Here is a 26,362-nt window from a genome sequence, read left to right on the forward strand (position 1 = left end):
CTATTGTCCGTAAACGTTTTGGTAGCGCGCGTAGAGCGCGTCAATATCTTCGCCTCGCATCGGCAGTGGATCGCCGAGCTGGCGGGCAATATGGACCGTGCGGGCGACTTCCTCGCACATCACCGCTGCCTTGACCGCCGCTCGGGCGTCCTTGCCGATGGTGAAGGGGCCATGGTTTTGCATCAGCACGGCCGGACTGCGCGATTCGCTCAACGTTTGGACGATGCCGCGGCCGATGGAATCATCGCCAATGATCGCGAACGGGCCCACCGGGACTGGCCCACCGAACTCGTCGGCCATCATGGTCAGCACGCAGGGGATTTCCTCGCCGCGCGCGGCCCAGGCGGTGGCGTAGGTCGAGTGGGTGTGCACCACTCCCCCAACGTGGGGCATGTGTTGGTAGGTGTAGGCATGCGCCGCGGTATCCGAAGACGGAGCGCGCGTACCCTCCAACAGCTCACCGTCCAGCGTGCAGACCACCATGGATTCGGCCGTCAGCTCGTCATAGGAGACTCCCGAGGGTTTGATCACGAACAGGTCCGCGCTGCCGTCGGGCACCTCCGGGTTCCGCACGCGCTGCGAGACATTGCCGGCGGTCCAGACGACCAGCTCATAACGAGGCAGTTCTCTGTGCAGGGCCGCGACGACCTCACGGACTCGGGCAACTTCTTGACGCATGGTGTTCGGGTAGCTGGCTAAAGTTTGAGCGTGGCTCATCGGTTTCTCCTAAGTGCCGGGATGAAAGTGTTTTAGATGGCCTTGATGGCCGCGCGTTCAATGTCCAGACCGGCCTGATAAGCGCGCAGGTATTGTGCGTATCCGGCCACGTCCTGCTGCAGCGGGGCCAGCTCTTGCAATTTGGCGTTCGCGAAAACCTGCGAATCCAGGTACTCCGCGAGGCTGGCTGCCGAGTTCGTCGCGACGCGGTGCCGGTAGGCTGCCAACACCGCGATCCCCCAGGCCCCGCCATGTTCCGCGGTGCTGCCTACCGATACCGGGACATTAAGCGCCGCCGCCAGGAGCCGCTGCGCTGCCTGCGCGGTCCGGAAGATGCCGCCATGGGCGAACAGCTTATGGATTTTCACGCCCTCGCCGGCGAGGATTTCCATGCCCAAGCTCAGCGTGGCGAATACCGAATACACCTGAGTGCGCATCAGATTCGCGAGGTTAAACGTTGAATCCGGGGTGCGTACCAGCAGTGGGCGCCCCTCGGGCAGCCCGGTCACCGGTTCTCCAGACAGGTAGTTGTAGGCGAGCAGTCCACCGCCGTCCGCTGCACCGTCCAGTGCCGCGGTAAGCAGCGTCTGGTAGACCTGATCCGTGGAGGTTTCATGTCCTAGCCCCTGGGCAAACTGGCCGAAAAGCGCGGCCCAGCTGGCTAGTTCACTGGCACCGTTATTGCAGTGCACCATGGCCACCGGATCTCCGGTGGGAGTGGTGACGATGTCAATTTCGGGGTGCACTTCACGCAACGGGGCATCGAGGACAACCATCGCAAAGATGGAGGTTCCCACCGAGACGTTCGCGGTGCGTTGCGCTACGGAGTTGGTAGCAACCATTCCGGTGCCTGCGTCCCCTTCCGGCGGGCAGCAGATCGCTCCCGGCTGCAGCTGCCCGGTGGGGTCAAGCAAAAGTGCTCCGGCCTCAGTCAGGCTACTGGCCTCGGTTCCAGCGGCAAGGACCTCCGGCAAGAGCTGCTCCAGCGAACCTGCAACTCCCAATGGCTTCGCCAACCGGTCAAAAGTCTCTATAAAAGCCTTGTCGTAACCGAGGTCGGCGCTGTCCAGTGGGAACATTCCCGAGGCGTCACCAGCACCGAGCACCCGGCGCCCGGTGAGCTGATGATGGATGAACCCGGCCAAGGTATTCAAGCTTGAGACCGCGCCTACGTGTTCTTCGTGATCCAGCAGCGCCTGATAGTAGTGCGCAACCGACCAACGCAGTGGGATGTTGTAGCCAAAGGCCTCGCTGAGCTGATTGGAGGCCTGTTCGGTCGAGGTATTGCGCCAGGTGCGGAAGGGAACTAGCAGTTCATCGGATTTATCAAAGGCGAGGTAGCCGTGCATCATCGCCGAGACGCCAATGGCCGCAAAGGCAGTGGGGCGCACTCCATATTGGTGCTGGGTATCAACCAGCAGATCCGCAAAGCAGCTCTGCAGACCCGCAATCATTGCTTCGCGGGAATAGGTCCAGCGTCGATCCACGAACTGGTTTTCCCACCCGTGGTTGCCGGTGGCGAGTTGCTCGTGGTTGGGACCGATGAGACTAGCCTTGATATTCGTTGAACCAAATTCGATCCCCAGAACTGCCTGCCCCGAACCAATCACCTCGGGCGCGGACAAACCTGCTTGCTGGCCAGTCATGGATTCTCCGTCCTCGCACCCGCACGGCAGGTGGCTATCGTTGCGTCGCCGCACCGCTGTTCTTCGGAAGAAGAGATCACAGGGTTCGGGCGGAACATTTACATTATGTTAGCGCTAACAAAATGCGATGCGCAACACATGACGAAGATTAGCTACCTGTCGATTGGGCTGAACTCAGTTTCGCGGTGGTGGGGCGGTACTGGCTCGGACGACCATGGTGGGCGCGATCATGCGCGGCTCCTGCAGCCCTCGTTCGCCACCGAGCAACTCGGTTAGCGCGGCGCGACCCACGTCGGCAAAGGGCTGGCGCACCGTGGTGAGCTTCGGGATGTAGAACTCGGCGATCTGCAGGTCATCAAAGCCAACCACCGATACGTCCTCCGGCACGCTCAGGCCGGCCTCCCAGAATGCCCGCAGCAGTCCGATGGCCAAATAGTCGTTGGAGGCAAAGACGGCGGTTATTTCCCCGGCCTTCACCCGAGGCGCGAGGCTGACCCCCGCGGCATAACCGCTGGGGGCCAGCCAGGATTCCGCCGGGAACTCCACCGCGTCATTGCCTGCTGCGGCCATGGCTTCACGCCAACCGATATTCCGCTCCGTGGCATCAAACCAACCGGATGGGCCTGAAACATGGACGATCTTTCGGTGCCCCAAGGAGAGCAAATGCTTCGTCGCCTGTCGGGCGCCGTCGCGCTGATCGACATAAACGTAGTGCACCGGATCCCCCGCCGGAACATCGGTCCGTGCGGCTACTACCACCACCGGCACTTTCAGCTTCAGGTCGTCAATCGCGGCGGTGACCTTGTCATGCGGGGCGACCACCACCACGCCGTCCACGCTCTGGTCGGTGAGGTGGTTCAGGGCCGTGACCGCACCGCCAAAGTCATAACTATCCATGGAGGTCATGGTGACAAAATATCCCTGTGCGCGAGCAGCGGCTTCCACCGCGAGCACGGTGGACTGCGGCCCAAAGAATTCGCTGCCGATGGTCAGGATGCCGATGGTGCGCGTCTGCGCCGTGGCCAGGGCGCGCGCGGCAAGATTGCGCCGATAACCGAGCTCCTTGATGGCCTCCAGCACTCGCACTCGCGTGCCTTCGCGGACATTTGGGTGATCATTCAATACGCGCGACACGGTTTGGTGGGAGACCCCGGCGACGGCTGCCACGTCCGCCATCGAGGGCGGTCGATCCGATGCGTTGCCATCTTCAGGCTTGAATGTATTCACATCCGTCATTATTGCAAACACTAACCCGCGGGCCGGAGCAGCCTCTCTGAACTCGGATCGACTGGAGCATCGAAATTTATATTCTATGATAGGAATATATGTTCCGTGAAGGAATCAGACCTAGGTTTCATCTGGTTCAATGCTTCATTCTCGCAACTCGAGCATCTTCAGTTTCTTGACTCGTAATGGTTGAGACATTTAGTCAAATATGCCTTTCCCGGTCCCCCTGTACAGAACCAGAAGTACTCGAGGCACGCATTAAAAGGCGTCGGCAAGAGCACAAGGTGGTGGCCACTTCAAGACCGAAGTGGCCACCACCTTGGCAAATTGGCTCGCAACTATCGAGCAACCTGAGGTCCAGCACCTGCCTCGGCTTCGGCCAACTCCTCGTCGTGGCCACCGAGCTGTTCCAGCTCATGTGCCAGCTCGGCCAGTTCAGCACCGCCGGCCATCTGGGCGGTCAACTCTTCCACGGTAATTTCCGATTTGGAATAGTAGCCAATAGCGCGGCCACGCTTGAGCAGCAGGAATGAGTCGCCGACCGGATAGGCGTGGTGCGGGTTATGCGTAATGAAGATGACCCCCAGCCCGCGGTCCCTGGCCTGGAGAATGTAGCGCAGCACCACACCAGACTGCTTAACACCCAGAGCAGCCGTGGGCTCGTCCAAGATCAGCACCTTCGCACCGAAATACACGGCTCTGGCGATGGCCACGCACTGTCGTTCGCCACCGGAAAGCTGCCCGATGGGCTGTTCCACATCACGCAGATCGATACCCATATCGGCCAGTTCCTGCTTGGTGATCTGCTTCATCCGCTGCACATCAAGCTTTTTGAAGGGACCTACGCCGGTAGTCAGTTCCGAGCCAAGGAAGAAGTTGCGCCAGATGGGCATCAGCGGGACGACCGCCAAATCCTGATATACCGCGGCGATCCCAGCATCCAAGGCGACTCGCGGGCTCTTGAGCTTGATGGCTGACCCGTGAAGCGTGAACTCGCCCTCATCATGCTGGTGCAGACCGGCGATGATCTTGATCAACGTGGACTTGCCCGCACCATTATCGCCCAGTACGCAGGTGACCCTTCCCGGATCGACTTCCATGTCAACACCGCGCAACGCGATAATGCTTCCGTAGTGCTTGCCTACACCTTTGAGCGTGAGCAGGTTGTCATTGGTCTTGGGTTCGAGCTTCTGCAGCAGCTCTTCGGCCTTCTTGTTCTTTCGAGTTTTCATGTTCATGTCCTTGGCTTCCTATTTACTGGATTCCGCGCGCTTCTTCACGACGATGTTCACAACCGTGGCCAGCAGCAGCATCAAGCCCAGGAAGAACTTGAACCAGTCCGGGTTCCACTCTGCGTACACAATGCCCTTGTTTGCCATGCCGAATATGAATGCCCCGATGGCCCCGCCAATGGCTGATCCGTAACCACCAGTGAGCAGGCAGCCGCCGATCACCGCAGCAATGATGTAGAGGAATTCATTGCCGATGCCTTCGCCTGACTGCACGGAGTCGAAGGCGAACAGGTTGTGCATGCCCAGTACCCAGCCACAGAATCCGACGGCCATGAAAAGCCCGATTTTGGTGCGGACCACGGGGACGCCGACGGCGCGGGCGGCTTTCTCGTCCCCGCCAATGGCAAAGATCCAGTTGCCAATCTTTGTTTGCAGCAAGACCCACGAAGCGATGATCACCAAGGCTAGCCAAATGAACACGGTGATCTTGACGTCGATCCCACCGATATTCACCGAAGAGGCGAAAACCGCCTTGGCGCTCTGGAATCCTTCCATGTCTGCAATGGATGGCGAGGACACCGATCCGCCAATGGCGCGCGTCAGGCCCAGATTCAGGCCCGTGAGCATCAAGAAACTGGCCAGCGTCACGATGAAGGATGGCAGTTTGGTCTTGATCAGGATGATTCCATTGATGAACCCGATCAGCAGTGAGACGACCAGAGCCAGGGCGATGCCGACCCAGACGTTGAGCCCGAAGTACCAGCTGATCAACGACGCGCTGAGTGCCGAGGAAATCACTGCCACACCTGTGGACAGGTCGAACTCGCCACCGATCATCAGCAAGGACACTCCAACGGCCATAATGCCGATGGTTGAAGCGCCGTAGAGGACGGTGGCCAAGGACGCGGGACTCAAGAAGACCGGTGCAACGATGGCGAAGAAGATGAACAGGGCGACGGCGCCCACGAGGGCACCGATCTCCGGACGTCCCAGGAGAATTGACAGCGTGCTTTTCTTGCCAACGCGTTCGTCTTGGGTGAGGGATGGTTTCTTATGCGTGGGTGAGGCTGTTGTTGAAGACATGAGTTTTCCTCCATGTCCTGGCTGCGCGCCGGCTCGCCGCTACCGGCAGGCTCGGCGCGCACCGAGGATCGTTGCTAGCGGACGCCTTCTTCGGCGAAACTGGTGATCTTTTCGGCCACGGTCTTGTCAACGATGGCCGGGCCGGTCAGAGTCGCCTGTCCACCGCCGATCGTGAAGCCACCGCGGTGGTTCTGCCACAGCGCATCAACTGCCATGTAGCCCTGCAACCATGGCTGCTGGTCAACGGTGAACAGCACGTTGCCCTTGGTGATTTCTTGGACTAGTTGCGAGTTCATGTCGAAGGAGGCTACCTCGACCTTTGAGTTGGCCGTAGCCTTGGCTTTGATCAGCGTCATGGTAAATGGCGCGCCCAGCCCGATGATTGCATCGGCTTGCTTGTCCGCTTGGAGCTTGGCAGTTGCTGTTGACTCGACCTGGGTCATGTCAGTGCCCTGCACGTAGAGGATTTCGGTGCCTGGGACAACTTTCTTCACGCCGGCGCAGCGGGCTTCAAGGCCAACGTGCCCCTGTTCCTGGATGACGCATATCGGCTTCTTGATGCCCGAATCCTTCAGCTTTTCGCCGGCAGCCTGGCCTGCGAGCTGCTCATTGGACCCGAAGTGGGCGAACGCGCCGATGTCCTTAAAGCGGTCTTCGCCGGCGTTCAGGCTGACGATGGGAATTCCTGCGTCCGTGGCCTTTTTCAGCGCTCCGGCCATGGCGTCCGGCTTAGCCAGGGTTACGGCAATGCCGTCCACTCCCTGGTCAATGGCCTGCTCAATCAGCTGGGATTGGCGCCCGCCATCGGGGTCGCTCAAGTACTGCAGGTCAACGTTGTCCTTGGCCGCAGCTTCTTCGGCACCCTTGCGGATGATGTCCCAGAAGGTATCCCCCGGAGCCGCATGGGTGATCACTGCGACTTTGATGCGATCGGTGGCCGCAACAGCCCCACCGCCCGCACTGCTTTCCGGTTCTGGTGCACGCCCGCCCGTTGATGAGCAAGCCGCCAATCCCAGGGCTGGAATGATGGCGAGTGTGATTGCGAGTTTGCGCCAAGTTGGCTTTCCCATATTCGTTTTCCCCTTCAGGGCTACGTCGACGCACCCCGATAGTCCCCTGGAGCGGGCCGCCTTAACAAGATTTCCGTGACTTGAATCACAAGATGTCTAAAGTCTGCGCGACAAAAAGCGATCCGTCAAGACTTTGTAAAGACATGAGGATGTGAAGACGAGAACTTTGCGACCTTCAACAGGCGAAGCCAGGTGCTGCTTCCTCCTGGTTCAACGGCGCGGAAGGGATGAAGAACGCACGATAAGCCGTGGCGGAATCATCAATTGACGTGCAAATTTTCCGTCCGGATTCCGCATCAACTGGAGAAGCAGCCGCACGCTGCTGCGACCGATGTCTTGCGAATCCGAGTCGACGCTGGTCAACGAGATTCTCCCCAGCGACGATAGAGAAATATTGTCGTAGCCAGTCACCGCCGCAGACAAGCCAGCCTCATCAAGAGCCTGCAGCGCGCCAAATGCGGAAAGATCATTGAAACAGGCCAGCGCTTCAGGCCGTGCCCCCGAGGCCAGCAACCGCACCACGGCTTCATAGCCGGCCTGAACCGTTGGTCCGGCTTCCACCACCTGCACTTGCTGGCGCAACCCATGGCGCAGCATCGCCCGATGATAGGCAGCTTCGCGCACCGCCGAAACCGGCCCAGCGCCACCGGCGATATGGGTGATCCGCTCATTCCCGCAGTGAACCAAGTGGTCAATCACCAAGCCAAAGCCCTGCTCATCATCTACTGAAACCGCAGCAGTATTTGATTGCGCCTGACGCCCGCTGCCCACAAATACAGCGGGAGTCTCACCCAACGCGGCTTCGAAGCTGGCTGCATCATCGGCTGATCCAACGACGAGGATTCCACTGACCCGCAAATCGCGCAGGGCCTGCAATTCCGCGGGGCCAACACCCAGACCATCGTGGATCGCGGCCGCACTGAACAGCACGTCACACCCCACTGCTTGCAACTGTTCGCGAACCACTTCCGCGACGGTCAGAACCCAGGGATTATGCAGTTCCCCTAGGACGACACCAATGGCATGCCGGTTCGCGGCAACCAGCGAGCGAGCCGCCAGGTTGGGCTGATAGCCCAACTCGCGGATGGAGTCCTCGACCAGCGAACGCCGCAGCGAACTGACCCTGCTCGGATCCGAGAGCACCAGGGACACCAATGATTTGGAGACCCCGGCCCGCTTGGCGACGTCTCGTATCGTGGGGCGGCGGCGCGGCGAGTCAGGCATGGCGGTCAGTATTGCACATTGGCAGCGCGCACCGACTCATCCAGCGCCTGCCATGTGCCGCTTGCGGCAGATGCTTCGGCCGCTTCCACCAGTGCGGCCGCGGCCACCGCATCGGCGATGGTGGAGTTCGCTTTCTCGCCACCGCAGACAGCCAGCAGGAACTTCTTAGCCTCGATGGTCTTGAGGTCGTCAAAGCCCATCGCATTTCCCGGGCCTGGCTGGAACCGGGAGTATTCGCCATGTTTTGGCGAGCCAATGACCGTCGTGAATCCCTGTTCGTCATTGTCTCGACCGAGCACGACCTCCAGTTCATTCAAGCGTTCAAAATCCCACTTGACCGAACCTTCCGTGCCGTAGATTTCGAGTCGATAGCCGCACTGCGGGCCCACGGCCACTCGGGATGCCTCAATAGTTCCGATCGCGCGGTCCGCCACGCCTTCTGGGCTGAAACGCAGCAACGCGGCGGCGTAGTCCTCATTCTCGACTTCACCTTGTTCGCCGCCTTCGATCAGGTCGAAGTGCGTGCCCTGTCCCATGGACAGTTTCGGCCGGGATGGGATCATGACGTTGGTTGATGCGGAAATGCTCCGGATGGGGCCAACAACATGGCTGCATAGATCTGCTGCATGGCTGAATAGGTCAGCGAGCACGCCGCTGCCGGCAAGTTCCCGGTTGAAGCGCCACGACAGTGCCGCACGGGGGTCTGCCGCATATCCGGCAAGGAAGCTGGCGCGGACATTGGTGATGGATCCCAACCGGCCCTCGCGCACCAGCTGGCGCGCTCGTTCTATAGCTGGCGCATGGCGGTAGTTGAAGCCGATGGAGGTGACTACGCCGTTGCGGATGGCGGCTTGCTCGATAGCCTGCGTTTCGGCCAGGCTTCGACCAGCGGGCTTTTCGATCCAGAAGTGCTTACCGGCCTCAGCTGCGGCGATCGCCATTTCGGCGTGCAGGAAGTTCGGTGCGCAAATCGAGACGACATCCACTTCGGGATCTGCGAGCACCTGGTGGTAGTCCAGCGTTCCGCGTTCAAAGCCCAGCGTCGAGATCGCGAAGTCGACTCGTGACTGCTCGGTATCCGCGGCTGCGACCAGCCTTGGCTTGATTCCCAACTCTGGATAGACATAGGGCACTGAGCTGTAGGCGCGAGCGTGCAGCTTGCCCATCCAACCCACCGAGATCAGCCCCACGCCGATGCTGCGCTGTTCGTTCATGATTTTCTCCTGTCTGTGGCGCTTCACGCCGTGATTCCCTGCGGCCTCCGCGGCTTGTCCCAAGTCTTGGACCGTTCCAAAAACCATATGTTCCGCTCGAAGCCTTGGGCAATGAATTCCAACAGATTTTTTGTCAGGACAATTGGACAAACGGACCATATTGTCCAAATTCCCTTGTCGCGATCGCATTTCAGGTCCAAAGCGACGCTTGGCCAAGCGTTTGGCCTTCACCGCTAAGCAGCGAAAAATCCATGGATCGCGAAGATATCCAGCCAAGAGATGCCCAAATCATGAACTTTCATATAGAGTTTGTCCTGTCAAAGCGACATATCCAGACAAGGTCGCCGGCAAGGAGCAACTGTGAGCACACCCCTGAGCATCAAGATCGACCGATCTTCACCGATTCCCCTCTACCACCAGGTAGCGCAAGGCATCGAGGGCGCGATCCGCGACGGTTCGCTGGCCTCGGGCACTCGACTGGAAAATGAGATCGAGCTCGCCCAGCGACTGCGGCTTTCACGCCCCACCATTCGCAAGGCCATGGACGACCTCGTCCAGTCCGGCCTTCTGGTGCGCAAGCGCGGTGTGGGAACGCAGGTTGTTTCCAGCCAGATCCGGCGGCACCTTGAACTATCCAGCCTGAATGATGACCTTGAGCGCGCCGGAAAGAAGCCTTCTACCAGCTTGCTCAGCTTTGAACATATTCCAGCTCCAACGGAGATCCAGGAACTTCTCTCACTGCCCAAGGATGTTTCCGTTTACCACTTCACCCGGCTGCGTTCTGCCAGCGGAAGCCCACTGGCACTGATGGAGAACTGGGTTCGCGACGACATTGTTGAGCTGGATGAAAAGTCCCTGCAAGCACATGGCCTGTACGAGCTTCTGCGTGAAGCAGGGGTCAACTTCCGGCTGGCCCAGCAGCGCATCGGGGCGACCACCGCCGACGATATCCAAGCCAAGGCCTTGGACACGGCGGCAGGTTCGGCCCTGGTGACCATGCAGCGCACTGCCGTGGATGACACCGGGCGCAACGTGGAGACCGGTGCCCACGTATATCGCGCTGATGCCTACAGCTTTGAAATGACCTTGGTGCAACGCTAGGCACCTGGCACCGCCATCGAAAGGAATGACTGATGACCGATTGGATTTACCCTGCAGGTTCCGCCGCCAACGGAGACTGGAGCATCTCGCTCGGCGCCCATGACTCGACCGCTTCCATCGAGGGCTGGGCCCACACCGGGCTCAAGGTAGCCGAGCTGGCTCCCGGTCAAACAGTCGAACTGGCGGCCACCGCCGAAGAACGCATTGTCGTCCCGCTCAGCGGCGCATCATTCAACGTCGCTATCGCAGGCAAAGAATATGTTCTCAGCGCTCGCGAATCAGTCTTTGCCGGACCAGCTGATGTCCTCTACACCGGCATCAACACAGCGCTGTCCATCAGCTCAGCTGAGGGGGGCCGGGTCGCCGTGGCGCTGGCCCCGGCCAAGCAGTCCTACCCAACCCGCCTGATCAAGGCAGAAGAGATTCCGGTGGAGCTGCGCGGAGCAGGAAACTGCTCCCGCCAGGTCCACAACTTCGGCACCCCGGCCGCACTGGAAGCAGACCGTTTCATCGTCTGCGAAGTCATTACTCCGGCGGGCAACTGGTCTTCCTATCCACCGCATAAGCATGATCAGGAGAAGGAAGGCGAGACCAGCCTCGAGGAAATCTACTACTTCGAGACGCAACTAGCCCAGGGCATGCCCGCCGAAGCGGCCACCGATCCCATCGGCTATGCGCGCGTTTATGCCTCGGATGAACGCCCCATTGACGTTAATGCCGAAGTCCGCACCGGGGACGTTGTCTTGGTCCCCTACGGCTGGCATGGTCCAGCCATGGCGGGACCGGGTTATGACCTTTACTATCTGAACGTCATGGCCGGCCCGGGACGCGTGCGCGATTGGTTGATCAGCGATGATCCCCACCATGGCTGGATCCGCCAGACTTGGGATTCGCAGAGCATGGATCCGCGATTGCCCTTCGGAGCCGGCGCGTAGCCACCCGGGTTGCAAAGCCCAGCGGCGGCAGCAGGATCCCCTGCTGCCGCCGCTGGGCTTTAACTCTCAATCCTCCGCCCGGTACATGATCCCCTAGCGCGCCACGGGCCTGGCCAGCGGTTCAAAAGCCTGGGCAAAGGCTGCGATGGCAGCATTGGAATCCGCGCTGGCATAGGCTTCCATGCCGATCGGGCCAGAGTAATCCAGATCCGCCAGAGCTTGGGCAACAGCCAGGTAGTTGATTTCCCCGGTGCCCGGCTCGCAACGCCCGGGAACGTCTGCGACCTGGATTTCTCCGATATGCGGCAGTGCCGAACGCACCAGTTCGATGAGGTTTCCCTCGCCAATTTGGGCGTGGTACAGATCAAGCATCATCTTCACGTTCGGGTGACCGACGGCCTTGACCAGAGACATCGTGTCCTTGGCGCGTCCCAGCGGGATGCCCGGGTGATCCAGAATCGTATTCAGGTTCTCCAGCATGAAGGTGACCTGATGTTCTTCGCCGATCCGGCCCAGTTCCTCCAGGGTTCGCGCTGCGGTGAGCCACATGTCTCCGGTAGCCCGAAAACGTGGGATGGCGGCCTGCCCATCAATGAGCTGAGCCGGATGCACTACCAGCCGGTTGATGCCCAGCTGCCGGGCTGCCGGGATCAATTCCTTGGCGGTGCGAACCACTTCGTGCGCGCTGCCCGGATCGCAGAGGCTCCCTTCGCTGTAGCCTGTCATGGAGCCGAAGCGGGCACCGGTGGCCGCCAAAGCCGGAAGGTCTTTGTCTCTGATATCCCAGAGTTCAATTTCAAAACCGGCCTCGTCAAGGCGCTTGACCCGGTCGATCAGCGGAAGGTCCAGGAAGACCATTTCGGCGCAGACCGCCAGCTGCGCACTCATGCGTTCACCGCAAGCCGGGTGGCCGATTCCAGCTTCACCGGCAGGCCGGTTTCCGAGGATTCCAAGGCCGCCAGTGCCACGCGCAGCGCTGCGCGTGCGTCCGCGCCGGTCGGGACCTCCAGGGCCGCATCGGCCGAACCATCGCGCAGGCCACGGATCTTGCGAGCGAAGATCGAGAGCTGCTCGCGGTAGGCCTGGGCAAACAGCTTGATGTTCAGTCGTTCGGTTGGTGCATGGGCGCCCGCGCTGTCAAAGCTGGCCGCTGCCAGCTGCACTGGATTCCCTGCCTGCACCATGCCCTTTGAACCAAAGACTTCTCCGCGCACGTCGTAGCCGTAGCTTGCCGAGAAGTTCGCCTCGGCCACAGCGATCGCACCGTTGGAGTAGCGCAGGCTCACCACGGCGGTATCCAGCAAACCGGAATCCCGGTGCTCTGGCGCCACCAAGGCATCCGCCATGACATGGACTTCTACAACCTCAGCACCCGGGTTCAACCAGTTCAAGGTGTCAAAATCGTGGATCAGGGTTTCGGTGAAAATCACGTGCGAGCGGATCTTCGCCGCGTTGGGCAACCCGCCTGCAACTTCTGGATCGCGGGTCAGCGACCGCAGCAGCTGAGGGGTGCCGATTGCACCGGAATACACCTGTTCTGCCACGGCAGCGAAGTCGCGGGAGAAGCGCCGGTTGAAACCGATCTGCAGCAGCACTCCGGAATCCTCCACTGCTTTCAAGGCGGTGTCGAGATCTGACAGCGCGTGCGCTGCCGGCTTTTCGCAGAAGATGTGCTTTCCCGCCGCGGCGGCCTGGGCGATCAAGCCGGCATGGAAGCTTGAAGGCGCGCCGATGACCACAGCGTCTACGGTTTCGTCGGCAAACACGTCCGCAATGTCTTCGGTGTAGTTCGTGCAACCCAGTTCTGCGGCCAGTTCGGCGGCGCGGCCTGGTGCCGGATCTGCCACGACGTGCAGTTGTGCATCTGGCAGGTGCTGTGCCACAGTGCGGGCGTGGAATGCGCCGATCCACCCGGTGCCGATGACCGCAATGCGCAGTGGCCGTGCGGAATTTTCTGGCAGGGATTGGTAAGCCATGGAGCGTCTCCTAGAACGTTCTAGATAAAGTGTTCAGGAAAATCATGGCACACTGGATAGCAGGTGTCTATAACGTTCTAGAAGAAAGTTCCGCCAATGCCGCATGCATCTGCGCCACGCCCCGCCAAACGCCCTACGTTGGCCGACGTCGCCCGCGCCTCAGGGGTCTCGGTAGCACTGGCCTCGATCGTGCTGCGCGAGGCTGAGGGCGCCAGCGGAGAATCCCGGGCCCGGGTCAAGCAGGCCGCCGCGGATTTGGGCTACCGCCCGGACTCGCGTGCACGGTCGCTGCGCAGCAGCCGCAGCAGAACGCTTGGCCTGGCCCTGGCGCTGGGAGAGCCGCTGCACGCGGAACTGGCAGATGCTTTATACGCGCAGGCGGACCAGAGCGGATTTGAAATCATTCTAGGCGCCACCGGCAGACACCGAGATGAACGCCGTGTGCTCAATACCCTCATCGACGCCGGAGTCGAAGCGGTGATCGGAGTGTTCCCCGAACTGCCAGCCGCGCAGCTGGTCCAGGTGTCCAAGCAGCTTCCCGTCATCAGCCTGCTGCGCAAGGTCAAAGGCATCCCCTCAGTCATTACCGACGAGGCTGCCGGCGTTGAACAAGTCGTCAGCCATTTGGTGCAGCGCGGCCACACTCGGCTGCTGCATCTGGATGGCGGATCCGCCGTCTCGGCGAAACAGCGGCGAGATGCCTTCATCGAATCCGCTGCCCGCGCCAGCGCCAGCGGCCAGATCCTTCCAGCGGGTCCTGACGAGGCGACCGCTTTTGCGGTCCTGCGCGAGTATCTGGAGAAAATGCCCCAGGCCGAACGCGCCACGGCGGTACTGGCCTTTAATGACCGCGCGGCGCTCGGCGCCCGGCAAGCGATAGATCTTGCGGGCCTGCAGGTTCCCGAGCAGATCTGCCTTGCCGGATATGACGACAGCGAATTCGCCAGGCTTGCGCATGCCGATCTGACCAGCGTTCGCCAAGATGTCGCAGCCCTGGCCCAGGCCGCCATGCAGGCGGCCCTGAATTCCCCGGGAGCATCCAGCACCCATGCGCCGCAGCTGGTGGTGCGCGGCAGTACCGGACAGCGCCGGGCATAGCAGGGGGCCCAGCCCTGCCAATTGGCGGGGCTGGGCTCACTAGCTCAGCGAATGGTCGCGCCTTAGGCGTTGACCGCCGGCTTGACTTGGTAGATCGCTCCTGTGGAGACGTCCTCTTCCAGGGCTTCCAGTGACCGTCCGCGGGTTTCGGGAACCTGGGTGGCCACGAAGATCAGCGCCAGCACACCGATGCCTGCGAAGATGAAGAATGATCCGGTAATTCCGACACCGGAGACCAAAGAGGGGAAGAACAGCGCCAGCACACCGTTGGTGGCCCACCCGAAGAACACCGAGATGCCAATTCCCAGCCCGCGCATATGCAGCGGGAAGACTTCAGCCAGCCACACCCAGACAGCCACGTTGAGGAATGTCTGCATGGACATCACGAAGGCAACCACCAAGATCAGGATCACCACTGGTCGGATAGGGCTGCCGACCGGCAGCAGCATGCCCGCGATGGCTACCAGCAGGTGGCAGGTGGTGGTCAGCGCCAAGCCGATCAGGAAAGTCTTGCGGCGGTCCATACGGTCCATATTGCGCAGGGCGATGATGCCGCCAATCACGGCAACCACGCCGAAGGCGATATTCGCCAGGACTGCCTGCTGCTCTGACATGCCGGACTCTTCCAGCACGCGTGTTCCGTAGTACATGATCGAGTTGATGCCGGTGAGCTGCTGAGTCATGGAAACGCCGATGCCGATGGCGACGATGCGCAGCAACCACTTGTTTTTCAGCACGGCCTTGATGCCCACCGGCTTGTTGTTCCGCTTTTCCTCGTCGGCAACGATCTCGATCTCGTGGACTTCGGCCAGTGCACGCTCAGGCGAACGCACTGTCTTGAGCACTCGCAGCGCCTCGGCATAGCGGCGCTTTTCCACGAGCCAGCGCGGAGATTCAGGCATGCGCAGCATGCCGAAGAACAACGCCAGCGCTGGCAGTGCGCAAATTGCGAACATGATGCGCCAGACGCCATCCACGGTTCCACCCAGGACGGTTCCAATGATCGCGTTCATCACGAAGGCGGCCAACTGACCCGAGACAATGGCCAGCTCATTGCGACCGGTGATGGATCCGCGAATTTCATACGGGGCCAATTCGGCCAAGTAGATCGGCACGACCGTGGATGCGCCACCCACGGCCAATCCGAGCATGATGCGTCCGGCGATCAAAACACCAAAACCCAGTGGTGAGAAAGTTCCCGCTTCCGGGCCGGCAGGCGAGAAGACTACGAGCAAGGTTCCGGCAAAGAACAGGACTGCCAGCAAGATGATGGTCTTGCGCCGACCCCATACATCGGCAATTTGTCCGCCGATGAGCGCTCCGAACGCGGCGGCGAAGACCAGTGAGCTGATCACCACGCCAACTTGCAGAAGGTTCAGGCCGAGTTCCGCTGCCATGGGACCTTCGGCGCCATTGGCAACACCGGTGTCGTATCCGAAAAGCAATCCGCCAAAACAGGCGATGATGGAGATCAAACCGAGTCGCTTAACATGAGGCCCCGCGGTGAGGGGCGGCAGGCTTGACTCTGCAGAAGCTTGCTGCGCACTAGACATGGGAACTCCTTTGGATTGCCCGGGTGAAAGCATTACTGGCCTTGGGCCATCCATCGGATCGACTGCGATCCGGCTTCCTCCACTCGGTTCGGCGGGCACCAATTCGCATCATTCTGGTTCCTTGCCGATAACTGAAAGTGATGGGCTTCACAGCCCCTATGTAAGGACAATACGTCATCAGTGTTTAGCGGGCAAGCATTATTGGCTATTAAGTCCTGACAAATGCCGTTTTTCTTGCCGCACCGGCCCTGCCGACCGCTAGTTCCCGAGACTGTACGCACAAATCAATCTGGAATTCTGCGAGCTCTTCTCGAGCCGTCCTGTGCTGAGGATGACTCCCGGGCCGGATGACGAAAGCCGAACCCGCAAGGGTTCGGCTTTCGTCATCCGGCAACTCAACTCGGCGTTGCCTGATTTGCTAGGAACGCGCAGCTTGGACGGAAGCTACACGGCTGCGCATCTGCTCCAACTGGAATTTGGAGACCTCGACGGCGTTCTCGTTCTCGGCAAATACGCTGGAGACCATGACGCTCTCCTCGCGGTCGGCAAAACCGTTGGCCACGAGACCGGAGAAGAATCCATCCCAGTCCACGTCCCCATCACCAAGCTTCAGGTGCTGGTGCACGCGCACCGGATTGCCCGGCGGATTGGTGATGTAGCGCAACCCGTGCGAGGCATGATGGTTCATCGTGTCAGACACATGCACCACCCGCAGCCTCTCCCCCACGGTCTGCATGATTTCCAGCGGTTCATCCTTCATATGGAAGGAATGAGAGGCGACGTAGACAAAGGACAGATTCGGCGAATTCACCCCGCGGATTACCCGCCAAGCTGCCAAGCCCTCTTCGACGAAATCATCCGGATGCGGGTCAATGGCCACGTTAATGCCCTCGCGCTCAATGATTGGCACGAGCTCCTCCATGGAACGGTAGAACGCGGCCTCGGACTCCTCGGCGCGTTCCGGCCGTCCGGAGAATTCCGTGTTCATCTGGTTCACGCCCAAATCCACGGCGATCTGGATGGCGCGCTTCCAATAGCGCACCGCGGCCTGGCGCAAATTCTCCTCGGGCGAGGACCAGCGCAGCACCGGAAGCACCGAAGCGATCCCCACCCCGGCGGCCTTGCACCGGGCCGCGAGTTGCGCGACCAGGTCATCGTCGGCCTTGGGGTGCGTGAAGAACGGAATCATATCCGCATGCGGGGTCAGCTGTATGCAGTCATAGCCCAGCTCCGCTGCCAGTTCCGGGAACTGGAGCAGCGAGTGCGTGGAATGGAACGGGGTCGGGTCCAATGCGTATTTCATGATGCCCCTAGCTGTAGAGATCCGGCTTGCTGTTCAGCTTGACTGCCACCTTTTCGCCGGTGCGCTGGGCCTCGACTCCAGCCTCGCAGCATGCCGCGGTGGCGTAGCCGTCCCAGGCGCTCGGCCCGCCCAATTCCCCGCGCAGCGCGGCGTCAACCCACGACTGGATTTCGGTGTCGTAGGCGGCGCCGAAACGCTCCTCGAAGCCCGGGGTGACCTTGCCGCCCCACTGCCCGGCGGTACGCACATACGGTCCGGCGTCATTGCCGATGGACACGATGCCATCTTCAAAGGATGCCTGGGTCGCCACCTCGTAGCCGAACTTCGCGTTGACGTAGATCTCCACGTCGGCGAGCACTCCGGCAGAAGTTTCCAGCAGCACATGCTGTGGGTCATGCTGGCCGTTGGGTGCATTGCGGGTGGCTTTGCCCAAGCGCACCTGCACCGAGGTGATCTCTGCGCCGGTGAAGTAGCGAATGGCATCGAACTCGTGGACCACCGAGTCGTTGATCAGCATCTCATTGGTGAAGCCTTCCGGGGTGGATGGGTTGCGGTGCTGGTGGTGCAGCACCAGCAATTCACCCAGGCTCTCGTCCTCGATCAGCTGGCGCAGCTGCCGGTACTCGGCGTCAAAGCGGCGCATGAAGCCCACCTGGATGCGCTTGCGGCCCAGTCTGGCCTCCGCCTCGACAATCTCCCATGAGGAAGCGGCATCCGGGGTCAGCGGCTTTTCGCACAGCACCGGAATATCGGCAGCAAGCACCGTCAGCAGCGCATCGTGGTGCAAGAAACCGGGGGTCGCCAGCAGTACGGCGTTGACCTCGCCGTCGGCGAGCGCCGCGGGCAGGTCGGTGTAGCCCTTGGCGCCCGGGATGTCTGCGATGGCAGCGTTGACCCGGTCGGTGTCAATATCGACAACGGCCGCCAGCTTGGCGCCGGAGATGCGGTGGTGGATGCGCTGGATGTGGTCGGCGCCCATGCGTCCGGCTCCGACGACGGCGACGCGCAGGATTTCTGGCACGATGAGTCCTTTCAAGATTTTTTGGTGGTCCTGGTTTGAGTTAGGCAAGTTGGCCTAGACGCGGGTGTGCGAGCCGCAGCTGAGTAGGTAGTCGCGCGTGCGGGTGGCGATGGGCAGCGGCACCGTGAAGTCGGCGACCGGGTACATGTCCTGTTCGACAATGCCGAAGATCGGGCGGCCCAGCTTCTCCACTTCCGCCAAGACCTCATTGAGGTCAGGCAGGCCCGAAGGTGGTTCGCACATGACCCCGGCGAGGTTGGCCGCGGCCCAGGTCAGGTCCTGCGCGCGCACCGTGGCCAAGATGTCCGGGTTGATCTGCTTCAGATGCAGGTAGCCGATGCGCTCCGGGAAGCGGCGGATCAGATCCACGCTGGAAGCTCCACCGTATTCGGCATGCCCGGTATCCAGGCACAGGGTGGTGAACTGCGGGTCGGTGAGCTCAAGGAACTTCTCGATATCGCTCTGGCCGCAGACATGCGAGTCGGCGTGGGAGTGGAACTGCTGTTTCAGGCCAAATTCTTCCTGCAGGATCTTGCCCAACCGGTCATGGCCCTGGGCCAGCGAGTCCCAGGCCGCGGCATCCAGTGTGCCGGATTCGACGGCTTGCCCGGTGACGTCATCGCGCCACATGGCTGGGATCACCACAATATGCTCCCCGCCCATGGCGGCGGTCAGCTCGGCCACCTTTCGGGCTGGCTCCCAGGCTTGCTCCCAGGCGCTGGCACTGCCGTCGATGCCGCGGTGGAAGGCGGTGAAGACGGTGCCGGCGCAGACGTTCAGGTCGCGGGCGGCCAGCTCATCGGCCAGCTGGGCGGGGTCGGTAGGCAGGTACCCGTAGGGACCCAGCTCGATGGTTTTGTAGCCGGCCTCGGCTACCTCGTCGAGGAAGCGCTGCCAGGGTGTCTGCTTGGGGTCATCGGCAAACCAGACGCCCCAGGAGTCGGGGGCAGTTCCAATGGTGATGTTCTGTGCCATGGCATGTACCAGAATCTTTCGATGCTCATTGCCGATGCCGACTGATTACTGGCCGGCATCGGCACGATGGAAATTAGTTGCAGTGCAGGAACCTAGTTTGAGGGGAAGCTGTACGAGGCGGTCGACAGCTGTGCCGGCTCCGGCCACCGCTGCGTGACTGCCTTGCCGCGGGTGTAGAAACGCACACCGTCCGGTCCATAAATGTGGTGCTCGCCAAATAGTGAATTCTTCCAACCACCAAATGAGTGCCATGCCACCGGTACCGGGAGCGGAACGTTTACCCCGACCATGCCCACATGAATACGTCGGGTGTAGTTGCGAGCGTGCGAACCCGAGGAGGTGAAGATTGCGGTGCCGTTACCATATGGGTTGGCGTTCACCACGTCGATGGCTTCATCCAAGGAATCAACGCGAAGCACCACGAGTACCGGGCCGAAAATTTCCTCGGTGTAGGCACTCATTTCTCGGTTCACCCGGTCCAAGATGGTCGGGCCAACGAAGAACCCGTTTTCATGGTTCTTGACCACTAGGTCTCGACCATCCAAGATCAGGGCGGCACCGGCCTGTTCGGCCTCGCCAACAATCTTCTGCAGGCGAGTCTTTGATGCCGGTGTGATGACCGGTCCCATATCTGCTTTTTCGTCAAAGCCGTGGGAGACGTTCACGCCACGGGCTCGTTCGGCTAGCTTGTCCACGAGGATGTCAGCGGCCTCGCCAACGGCCACGGCCGCGGAGATCGCCATGCAACGCTGGCCTGCCGAGCCGAATGCCGCAGCATTGATATGGTCTGCAGCCTGCTCCATATCTGCATCCGGCATGATGACCGCGTGGTTCTTGGCACCGCCCAATGCCTGGACGCGCTTTCCGTACTTGGTTGCGGTCTCGTGTACGTACTTGGCAATGGGTGTTGACCCGACAAATGAAATTCCGTCCACATCTGGGTGGGACAGCAAACCATCTACAGTTTCCTTGCCGCCATGCAGCACCTGGAATACTCCGTCGGGAAGCCCCGCCTGCTTGAAGAGCTCCGCAATCAACAGCGCAGCCGACGGATCACGCTCGGAAGGCTTGAGGATGAAGGCATTGCCGGTGGCGATGGCAACTGGCGCCATCCACAAGGGAACCATGACCGGGAAGTTAAACGGGGTAATTCCGGCAACTACGCCTAGTGGCTGGCGGAATGAGAAGACGTCTATGCCGGTGGATACCTGGTCCGAGTATTCCCCCTTGAGTGACTGGGAGATTCCGGCGGCGTATTCCACGACCTCGATACCGCGGGCTACTTCGCCGGCCGCGTCCGAGAGTACCTTGCCGTGCTCGCTGGTTACCAAGCGGGCCAGGTCATCGGTGTGTTCGGTGAGCAGTTGCTGGAAGCGGAACATGACCTTGGTGCGCTTGACGATGGAGACTTCGCCCCAGCTGTCGGCGGCGGCGTGGGCCGCTGCCACGGTCTGGGCCAGGTCTTCGGGGCTAGCCAGATGCAGCTGACCGGTAATTTCGCCGGTTGCCGGGTTGTAAACCGGCTGGGTGGCGGTTCCGCTGCCCGCGGTTGGCTGTCCGTTGATGAAGTGCTTGATGTCGGTAATTTCGGTGGCAGTTGTGCTCATGATTAGCTCTCGTCTAGTAGCGAAAAAGTGTTGGGCCGGCGATAACGTGCGGCGATTCAGCCTAGATAAGGCTTCTGCCGCTCCTTGTGGCTTTCGTAGACTTCACGGGCCTTCGTCGTGGAATCCAGCTCGGATGTTTCACTGACCGGCACGTCCCACCAAGACTGGCTGGAAGGCGCATCGGCGTAGAGATCCGATTCAATATGGATGAGGATTGGGCCGGATCCTTCCGGCGCTGCCTTTGCGGTGGCGATGGCGGTCGAGAGGTCCTCGATGGCCCGATCTCCGGGGGCGATTCTTATGACCTTGACTCCCAATGATTCGGCGTTCAGCGCCAAATCGATTGGCAGCGTTTGCCCCTCGTCGAAGGAATGCGTTTGGGTGTCCAGTGCACGGTATTTGGTGCCGAAGCGCTGGGATCCCAATGATTCGGAGAGCGACCCGATGGAGGCATAACCGTGGTTCTGGATGAGCACCGTGATCAGTTTGATCCCCTCGGCCACTGCGGTGACCAGTTCGGTGTGCATCATCAGATAGGAGCCGTCGCCGACCATGACCACTACGTCACGGTTTTCCGCGCCGCGCGCGGTCTCCGCAAGCACCGCACGCTTCAGTCCCAGCCCACCGGCGATTTCGTAACCCATGCAGGAGAAGCCGTATTCCACGTGATATCCGAAGGGGTCCGAAACCCGCCACATCTTATGCAGGTCTCCGGGCAAAGATCCTGCCGCGCACACTACAACGTCGCGGGAATCCATGGCCTGGTTGGTTGCGCCGATAATGGCATTCTGGCTGACTAACGGGCTTAGCCTTTCGGCGAATGCCTCATCCACGGTCGCATCCCAACGTTGTTTCTCTTGGGCGGTGAACACCTCAAGAGCGCCTTCCACCCGATACCCGGTGAGCGCTTCGCGCAGGGCAATGAGCGCCTTGCGAGCATCCGCGACGATCGGCAGCACGGTGGCGTGCTTGTACGCATCAAGTGCGGCAACGTTGATATTTACGAACTTCGCTCCGGGGTTTTGGAAGGCCGTACGGCTGGCCGTGGTGAAGTCCTCATAACGGGTACCAATACCGATGATCAGATCGGCTTCTGCGGCCAACGCGTTGGCCGCAGAAGTACCGGTGGAACCAATGGCTCCTAGCGAATGCTTCGAGTCCCAAGGCAGGGCGCCAACGCCGGCTTGGGTATTGCCCACCGGAATTCCGGTGGCCTCAGCGAAGGCCGCAAGCTCCTCGGTCGCATAGGCATAGAGCACTCCGCCACCGGCAACGATCAACGGGCGCTTGGCAGCACGAATCAGCTGCGCAGCCTGGGCTATGTCTTCGGTTTCCGGGGCCGGGCGGCGGATCTTCCAGTCGCGTTCGGCAAAGAACTCTTCCGGGAAATCAAAGGCCTCGGCCTGGACGTCCTGCGGCAAGGAGATGGTCACCGCGCCAGTTTCGGCCGGATCGGTGAGCACGCGCAGACCGTGGTGCAGTGCGCTGGCCAACTGTTCCGGCCGGGTGACCCGGTCAAAGTACTTGGATAGCGGGCGGAAGGCATCGTTAACGGTGATGTCGTAGCCGTGCGGCATTTCCAGTTGCTGGAGTACTGGATCGGCGGCACGGGTGGCGAAGGTATCGCTGGGCAAGAGCAATACCGGCAAACGGTTAGCGGTGGCCAGCGCGGCACCGGTGAGCAGGTTGGAGGAGCCAGGCCCGATGGAGGTGGAGACCGCATAGGTGGCGCGGCGGCGGGTATGCCGGGCATAGGCCACCGCCTGATGCGACTGCGCCTGCTCGTTGCGACCTTGGTAGTACGGCATGAGGCTCGGGTCTTTGAGCTGCCATTGCTTCAGGGCCTGCCCCACCCCGGCGACATTGCCGTGGCCGAAGATGCCGAACATTCCTGGAATCAGGCGCTCTCGATAGGCAGCTCCACCGATGTTGTCCACCGTGTACTGTCGTCCCAGGAATTCTACGACCGCCTGAGCAACGGTCATTCTGCGTGTAGTCATCGAGCTTTGTCCTTCTCAGCTGCGTACAGGAGTGGTGGTGTTCAAGAGCGATGCGGCGGTGGCCACGGCGGCGGCCACATCCCCGTCCTCGGGATACAGCAGGGTCCGGCCCACGGTCAGTCCCTGTACCCCGGGCAGGGCCAGGGCATCCTGCCAGGAGGCGAACACCTTATCGGGACTGCCTGCGGGATCTCCGCCGAGCAGGACCGTGGGCAGGGTGGTGGCGGCCATAACCCGCTCCATTTCCTGGACCACGGGGATTTTCAGCCAGGTGTAGGCGCTGGTTTCGCCCAGTCCGGAGGCGATGCCCATGGACTTGATCACTGCCTCCGGGCGCAGGTCGTTGACTACCTTGCCCTCGGCCCGCTTGGAGATGAACGGTTCGACCATGGCGACCAGCTGGTGCCGAGCCAAATCGGAGACGGCATCGGCGGTGGCAGCCAGGGTTTTCACGGTGTCCGGATCCTCGTAGCTGATCCGGGTGAGCATCTTGCCGCCGTCTGCGCCCAAGGCGGCCAGGGCCGCAGCGCTATGCCCGGTGAAGCGGTCATCAATCTCGTTGACCAGGCCGGCGAGCCCGCCGCGGTTCATCGAGCCGAAAACCAGCTTGCCTTCCAGTGCGCCCAGCAGCAGCAGGTCATCGAGGATATCCGGCGAGGCCAGGACCCCATCGCAGGCGGGGTTCTGCAAGGCGATCCGCAGCCGGTCCAGCAGTTCGCGGCGGTCGGCCATGGCCGTGGCGCGCTTGCCTACGGATAGCGCCCCGCGGGCCGGGTGGTCGGCGGCGATGATGAAGTTCTGCCGGCCCAGCACCGGGCCGGCATGCTTCTGGCGCAGCGAGGCGGCGCGCTGCACCGCTGCCGGGTCTTCTAGCCGCTGGCGGGTGATGGATTCGTAGCGGCGCGGGTCTTCGCGGTCCACGTGCAGGTCGGATGCCTGTTTCATAACTAGACCAGGTCTTTCTGGGAGGCGGGTACGGTGCGGCCGCGCTCGGCCAGCAGGGCGTTCACTTCTTCTGGGTCCGGCATCGCATCGGAGCAAGCGACCTTCGAGGCCACGATCGCCCCAGCGGCATTGGCGTAGTCCAAGACCTGCTCCAGCGGCCAACCGGAGAGCAGGCCGTGGCAGAAGGCGCCGCCGAAGGAGTCGCCGGCGCCCAGTCCGTTGGCGGTCTGCACCGGAACCGGCGCGGAAACCACACGTTCGGTGCGGGTTTTGGCCATGACGCCTTCGGGGCCGAGCTTGACCACGGCGATCTGCACTCCGGCCTCCAGCAGGCGGTCGGCCTGCTCATCCGGGGTTCCTTCTCCAACGGCTACCGAGCATTCGGTATCGTTGCCGATGGCCACCGTGGCCGAGGGCAGAGCCCGGGCTACCTGCTCGCGGGCTTGCTCAACGGAGTCCCAGAACATTGGGCGGTAGTCCAAGTCCAGGATGGTGAACTGCCCTGGGGCCAGCGAACCGGCCGGGCGGGCCTCGTAGGCTTCCAGCTGCGCGGTGCGCGAAGGCTCTCGGCTCAAGCCGGTGACGGTGCTCCAGAAAATCTTGGAGTTCTTGACCGTGTCGAGGTCGATATCGCTGCTTTTGATATTCCAGTCCGGTGCCATCGGGAAGCGTCCGTAGAAGTACAGCGGGAAGTCATCTGGTGGCATGATGGCGCAAAAGGTGACTGGGGTCTGCAAGCTGGCATCGCGGGTGACCTGTGCGCGGTCCACGCCGTAGCGGTCCAATTCGCGTTCCAGGAACGTGCCGAAGTCGTCGTCGCCGATTTTGGTGATCACCCCGGCCGCGCGGCCGTGCCGGGCAGCTGCCACAGCGACGTTGGTGGCAGAGCCACCGAGATACTTGCTGAAGGAGTTCACGTCGGCGAGGGAAACGCCGATGTCGTTCGGGTAGACGTCAACGCTGATGCGTCCGAGGGTGAGTACGTCGTAAGTCACGCAGATCGACGTCCTTTCGAGTCAGAAGTTCAGGGATCGGCCAGCTGCCGAAGATGTGAACGGTGCCACAAGAAATACTTTGCACCATGAATCTAGCTCTGTCAAAGGTTTGTACTGACATATTTACAACATGAGTAACACTGCGAGTGGAAAACCGTGGAATTCTGCGGATATCAACCAGGCCAAGTCGACAAAAGTTTATGGTCTTCTCGAGAACTATGTCCTGACGTTAAGACCTGACTAGTTTGGAATTCCTGCTCCGAAGCTGACGTTGCCGCATTCGAAGCAGGCGGAACGCTAGGCTCTTAACAAGAACCCGGACCAAGCCCAGGAGGCACCATGGCAGCAGAACGCCGCCGCGCGACGATTTACGATGTCGCCCAAGCCGCCGGCGTCTCCAAATCGCTGGTATCCCTGGTGCTGCGCGGCTCCCCCAGCGTCTCCGAGCCACGCCGCGCCGCGGTGCTGGCTGCCATCGAGCAGCTGAACTACCGCCCGAGCCAAGCCGCGGCCGCACTGGCCGGTGGCACCAGCCAGACCGTCGGCGTGGTGATCGACGACTACACCAACGTCTGGTTTGTCGAATTGCTTCGCGGGCTGCAAGAAGGTCTGGGCAATGCCGGACTGCGCATCGCCGTCTCGGACCGCACGCTGAACGCGCATGTGGAGTCGGACCCGCTGGATGGATTTCTCAGCACCCGCGTCGAGGCCTTGGTCCTGGCCACCGAACCTACACCGGCCATGCGCTTCCCCTCCCAGATCCCGGTGATCGTGGCAGGTAATCGAGCAACACAGGTGACCGGAGCGGATATTTCAGCAAGCGACGACCGGTTTGGCGCACGTCGAGCCATCGAATACCTGATTTCACTGGGGCATCGGCACATCGGGCACATCGGTGGCGGCGGAGGCGCATCAATGCTCAGGCGCAACGGATACCAAGATGCGATGAGCGCGGCGGACCTGGACGAGCGCATCGTCATCCTCACCCCGCACACCACCGAGGACAGCGGCTATCAGTGCACGAATCAGCTTCTGCGCGAAACCCCGGAAATTACCGCCATCCTGGCCGGCAATGATTCGATGGCCATGGGCGCGCTGACCGCGGCCCGCGAGAACGGCCTCTCGGTCCCCGAGGATCTGTCGATTATCGGCTACGACAACTCGCCGCTCTCCGGCACGCACCTGCTGCGCTTGACCACCGTAGACAGTCGCAACCGCGAGCTCGGCATGCACGTGGCCGAACAGGTGCTTTCCCGGCTCGCGGACCCTGAACGCGCTGCGCAAAAGGTGTCACTGGAGCCAGCACTGGTTGAGCGCGGCACCTGCGCCCCCGTTCGCCCCGCCTAGATAATCCCCGCTCAATACCCCTTGACCGCCACTTGGATTCGCCTTTACACTTTTTTGGAGCGCTCCAAAATCCCCCTGAATAACTTCCACCCA

At 61.3% G+C, this 26,362-nt stretch carries 22 protein-coding genes; 4 read left to right on the forward strand and 18 right to left on the reverse strand.

Annotated elements, in window-relative coordinates; genetic code table 11:
• The 8 genes from ACT3UQ_RS12025 to ACT3UQ_RS12060 form a co-directional block, all read right to left on the reverse strand.
• The gene (locus ACT3UQ_RS12025) at positions 1-717 is read right to left on the reverse strand and encodes an L-ribulose-5-phosphate 4-epimerase (RefSeq protein WP_444637170.1); all 717 of its coding nucleotides are present in this window, start codon (positions 715-717) and stop codon (positions 1-3) included.
• Between the two features lie 32 nt (positions 718-749).
• Positions 750-2,363, reverse strand: coding sequence for a xylulokinase (locus ACT3UQ_RS12030; RefSeq protein WP_444637171.1), 1,614 nt, complete (start codon positions 2,361-2,363; stop codon positions 750-752).
• Positions 2,364-2,537: 174 nt separating this feature from the next.
• Positions 2,538-3,599 (reverse strand): LacI family DNA-binding transcriptional regulator, encoded by a 1,062-nt coding sequence (locus ACT3UQ_RS12035; protein WP_444637172.1) that lies wholly within the window; start codon positions 3,597-3,599, stop codon positions 2,538-2,540.
• A gap of 329 nt (positions 3,600-3,928) precedes the next feature.
• On the reverse strand, positions 3,929-4,822 hold the full coding sequence (locus ACT3UQ_RS12040) for an ATP-binding cassette domain-containing protein (RefSeq protein ID WP_096282994.1): 894 nt from the start codon (positions 4,820-4,822) through the stop codon (positions 3,929-3,931).
• An 18-nt stretch (positions 4,823-4,840) separates the two neighbouring features.
• Complete coding sequence (locus ACT3UQ_RS12045) at positions 4,841-5,905, reverse strand: ABC transporter permease (RefSeq protein ID WP_096282761.1); 1,065 nt, start codon at positions 5,903-5,905, stop codon at positions 4,841-4,843.
• Between the two features lie 74 nt (positions 5,906-5,979).
• Positions 5,980-6,975 (reverse strand): substrate-binding domain-containing protein, encoded by a 996-nt coding sequence (locus tag ACT3UQ_RS12050; protein WP_105553996.1) that lies wholly within the window; start codon positions 6,973-6,975, stop codon positions 5,980-5,982.
• 210 nt (positions 6,976-7,185) lie between these two features.
• On the reverse strand, positions 7,186-8,199 hold the full coding sequence (locus ACT3UQ_RS12055; RefSeq protein WP_444615346.1) for a LacI family DNA-binding transcriptional regulator: 1,014 nt from the start codon (positions 8,197-8,199) through the stop codon (positions 7,186-7,188).
• 5 nt (positions 8,200-8,204) lie between these two features.
• A complete protein-coding gene (locus ACT3UQ_RS12060) occupies positions 8,205-9,413 on the reverse strand; it encodes a Gfo/Idh/MocA family protein (protein WP_444637173.1) in 1,209 nt (402 codons plus the stop codon).
• Between the two features lie 360 nt (positions 9,414-9,773).
• Here ACT3UQ_RS12060 and ACT3UQ_RS12065 point away from each other — a divergent pair, with 360 nt between their 5' ends.
• Positions 9,774-10,514 (forward strand): GntR family transcriptional regulator, encoded by a 741-nt coding sequence (locus ACT3UQ_RS12065; protein ID WP_096282766.1) that lies wholly within the window; start codon positions 9,774-9,776, stop codon positions 10,512-10,514.
• A 32-nt stretch (positions 10,515-10,546) separates the two neighbouring features.
• On the forward strand, positions 10,547-11,449 hold the full coding sequence (gene iolB / locus ACT3UQ_RS12070) for a 5-deoxy-glucuronate isomerase (protein ID WP_444637174.1): 903 nt from the start codon (positions 10,547-10,549) through the stop codon (positions 11,447-11,449).
• Positions 11,450-11,542: 93 nt separating this feature from the next.
• Here iolB and ACT3UQ_RS12075 read toward each other — a convergent pair whose 3' ends face one another.
• Positions 11,543-12,337: a TIM barrel protein gene (locus ACT3UQ_RS12075; protein WP_444637175.1), complete on the reverse strand. Its 795-nt coding sequence runs from the start codon at positions 12,335-12,337 to the stop codon at positions 11,543-11,545.
• Positions 12,334-13,425 (reverse strand): Gfo/Idh/MocA family oxidoreductase, encoded by a 1,092-nt coding sequence (locus tag ACT3UQ_RS12080; RefSeq protein WP_105554000.1) that lies wholly within the window; start codon positions 13,423-13,425, stop codon positions 12,334-12,336. Before ACT3UQ_RS12080 ends, ACT3UQ_RS12075 begins: the two co-directional genes overlap by 4 nt.
• A 96-nt stretch (positions 13,426-13,521) precedes the next feature.
• Here ACT3UQ_RS12080 and ACT3UQ_RS12085 point away from each other — a divergent pair, with 96 nt between their 5' ends.
• Complete coding sequence (locus tag ACT3UQ_RS12085) at positions 13,522-14,523, forward strand: LacI family DNA-binding transcriptional regulator (protein WP_105554001.1); 1,002 nt, start codon at positions 13,522-13,524, stop codon at positions 14,521-14,523.
• A gap of 62 nt (positions 14,524-14,585) precedes the next feature.
• Here ACT3UQ_RS12085 and ACT3UQ_RS12090 read toward each other — a convergent pair whose 3' ends face one another.
• The 8 genes from ACT3UQ_RS12090 to iolC all read right to left on the reverse strand — a co-directional run bounded on the left by ACT3UQ_RS12090 (position 14,586) and on the right by iolC (position 24,922).
• Positions 14,586-16,076, reverse strand: coding sequence for a sugar porter family MFS transporter (locus tag ACT3UQ_RS12090; protein ID WP_105554002.1), 1,491 nt, complete (start codon positions 16,074-16,076; stop codon positions 14,586-14,588).
• A gap of 418 nt (positions 16,077-16,494) precedes the next feature.
• Positions 16,495-17,379, reverse strand: coding sequence for a sugar phosphate isomerase/epimerase family protein (locus ACT3UQ_RS12095; RefSeq protein ID WP_105554003.1), 885 nt, complete (start codon positions 17,377-17,379; stop codon positions 16,495-16,497).
• A gap of 7 nt (positions 17,380-17,386) precedes the next feature.
• On the reverse strand, positions 17,387-18,400 hold the full coding sequence (locus ACT3UQ_RS12100; protein WP_096282780.1) for a Gfo/Idh/MocA family protein: 1,014 nt from the start codon (positions 18,398-18,400) through the stop codon (positions 17,387-17,389).
• A 54-nt stretch (positions 18,401-18,454) separates the two neighbouring features.
• The gene (locus tag ACT3UQ_RS12105) at positions 18,455-19,375 is read right to left on the reverse strand and encodes a sugar phosphate isomerase/epimerase family protein (protein ID WP_105554004.1); all 921 of its coding nucleotides are present in this window, start codon (positions 19,373-19,375) and stop codon (positions 18,455-18,457) included.
• 92 nt (positions 19,376-19,467) lie between these two features.
• A complete protein-coding gene (locus ACT3UQ_RS12110; RefSeq protein ID WP_444637176.1) occupies positions 19,468-20,982 on the reverse strand; it encodes a CoA-acylating methylmalonate-semialdehyde dehydrogenase in 1,515 nt (504 codons plus the stop codon).
• A 56-nt stretch (positions 20,983-21,038) separates the two neighbouring features.
• Complete coding sequence (iolD, locus tag ACT3UQ_RS12115) at positions 21,039-22,967, reverse strand: 3D-(3,5/4)-trihydroxycyclohexane-1,2-dione acylhydrolase (decyclizing) (RefSeq protein WP_105554006.1); 1,929 nt, start codon at positions 22,965-22,967, stop codon at positions 21,039-21,041.
• Between the two features lie 30 nt (positions 22,968-22,997).
• A complete protein-coding gene (locus ACT3UQ_RS12120; RefSeq protein ID WP_096282787.1) occupies positions 22,998-23,927 on the reverse strand; it encodes a Cgl0159 family (beta/alpha)8-fold protein in 930 nt (309 codons plus the stop codon).
• Positions 23,928-23,929: 2 nt separating this feature from the next.
• Entirely contained in the window at positions 23,930-24,922 is a 993-nt protein-coding gene (iolC, locus tag ACT3UQ_RS12125) for a 5-dehydro-2-deoxygluconokinase (protein ID WP_105554007.1), read from the reverse strand.
• A gap of 339 nt (positions 24,923-25,261) precedes the next feature.
• Between iolC and ACT3UQ_RS12130 the strand changes: the two genes are divergently transcribed.
• Entirely contained in the window at positions 25,262-26,269 is a 1,008-nt protein-coding gene (locus ACT3UQ_RS12130) for a LacI family DNA-binding transcriptional regulator (protein WP_444637178.1), read from the forward strand.
• Positions 26,270-26,362 lie beyond the last annotated feature (93 nt).

The organism is Glutamicibacter sp. AOP12-B1-11 (genome assembly GCF_052379245.1).
GTDB lineage: Bacteria > Actinomycetota > Actinomycetes > Actinomycetales > Micrococcaceae > Glutamicibacter.

What these genes read in the sequence shown, in the direction of transcription:
- ACT3UQ_RS12030 (WP_444637171.1), bottom strand. Translation starts at nt 2,363, where the DNA reads ATGACTGGCCAGCAAGCAGGTTTGTCCGCGCCCGAGGTGATTGGTTCG.
- ACT3UQ_RS12080 (WP_105554000.1), bottom strand. Translation starts at nt 13,425, where the DNA reads ATGGCTTACCAATCCCTGCCAGAAAATTCCGCACGGCCACTGCGCATT.
- iolB (WP_444637174.1), top strand. Translation starts at nt 10,547, where the DNA reads ATGACCGATTGGATTTACCCTGCAGGTTCCGCCGCCAACGGAGACTGG.
- ACT3UQ_RS12055 (WP_444615346.1), bottom strand. Translation starts at nt 8,199, where the DNA reads ATGCCTGACTCGCCGCGCCGCCGCCCCACGATACGAGACGTCGCCAAG.
- ACT3UQ_RS12090 (WP_105554002.1), bottom strand. Translation starts at nt 16,076, where the DNA reads ATGTCTAGTGCGCAGCAAGCTTCTGCAGAGTCAAGCCTGCCGCCCCTC.
- ACT3UQ_RS12060 (WP_444637173.1), bottom strand. Translation starts at nt 9,413, where the DNA reads ATGAACGAACAGCGCAGCATCGGCGTGGGGCTGATCTCGGTGGGTTGG.
- ACT3UQ_RS12050 (WP_105553996.1), bottom strand. Translation starts at nt 6,975, where the DNA reads ATGGGAAAGCCAACTTGGCGCAAACTCGCAATCACACTCGCCATCATT.
- ACT3UQ_RS12095 (WP_105554003.1), bottom strand. Translation starts at nt 17,379, where the DNA reads ATGAAATACGCATTGGACCCGACCCCGTTCCATTCCACGCACTCGCTG.
- ACT3UQ_RS12025 (WP_444637170.1), bottom strand. Translation starts at nt 717, where the DNA reads ATGAGCCACGCTCAAACTTTAGCCAGCTACCCGAACACCATGCGTCAA.
- ACT3UQ_RS12035 (WP_444637172.1), bottom strand. Translation starts at nt 3,599, where the DNA reads ATGACGGATGTGAATACATTCAAGCCTGAAGATGGCAACGCATCGGAT.
- ACT3UQ_RS12075 (WP_444637175.1), bottom strand. Translation starts at nt 12,337, where the DNA reads ATGAGTGCGCAGCTGGCGGTCTGCGCCGAAATGGTCTTCCTGGACCTT.
- ACT3UQ_RS12045 (WP_096282761.1), bottom strand. Translation starts at nt 5,905, where the DNA reads ATGTCTTCAACAACAGCCTCACCCACGCATAAGAAACCATCCCTCACC.
- ACT3UQ_RS12110 (WP_444637176.1), bottom strand. Translation starts at nt 20,982, where the DNA reads ATGAGCACAACTGCCACCGAAATTACCGACATCAAGCACTTCATCAAC.
- ACT3UQ_RS12040 (WP_096282994.1), bottom strand. Translation starts at nt 4,822, where the DNA reads ATGAAAACTCGAAAGAACAAGAAGGCCGAAGAGCTGCTGCAGAAGCTC.
- ACT3UQ_RS12130 (WP_444637178.1), top strand. Translation starts at nt 25,262, where the DNA reads ATGGCAGCAGAACGCCGCCGCGCGACGATTTACGATGTCGCCCAAGCC.
- ACT3UQ_RS12105 (WP_105554004.1), bottom strand. Translation starts at nt 19,375, where the DNA reads ATGGCACAGAACATCACCATTGGAACTGCCCCCGACTCCTGGGGCGTC.
- ACT3UQ_RS12085 (WP_105554001.1), top strand. Translation starts at nt 13,522, where the DNA reads ATGCCGCATGCATCTGCGCCACGCCCCGCCAAACGCCCTACGTTGGCC.
- ACT3UQ_RS12120 (WP_096282787.1), bottom strand. Translation starts at nt 23,927, where the DNA reads ATGAAACAGGCATCCGACCTGCACGTGGACCGCGAAGACCCGCGCCGC.
- iolD (WP_105554006.1), bottom strand. Translation starts at nt 22,967, where the DNA reads ATGACCGTTGCTCAGGCGGTCGTAGAATTCCTGGGACGACAGTACACG.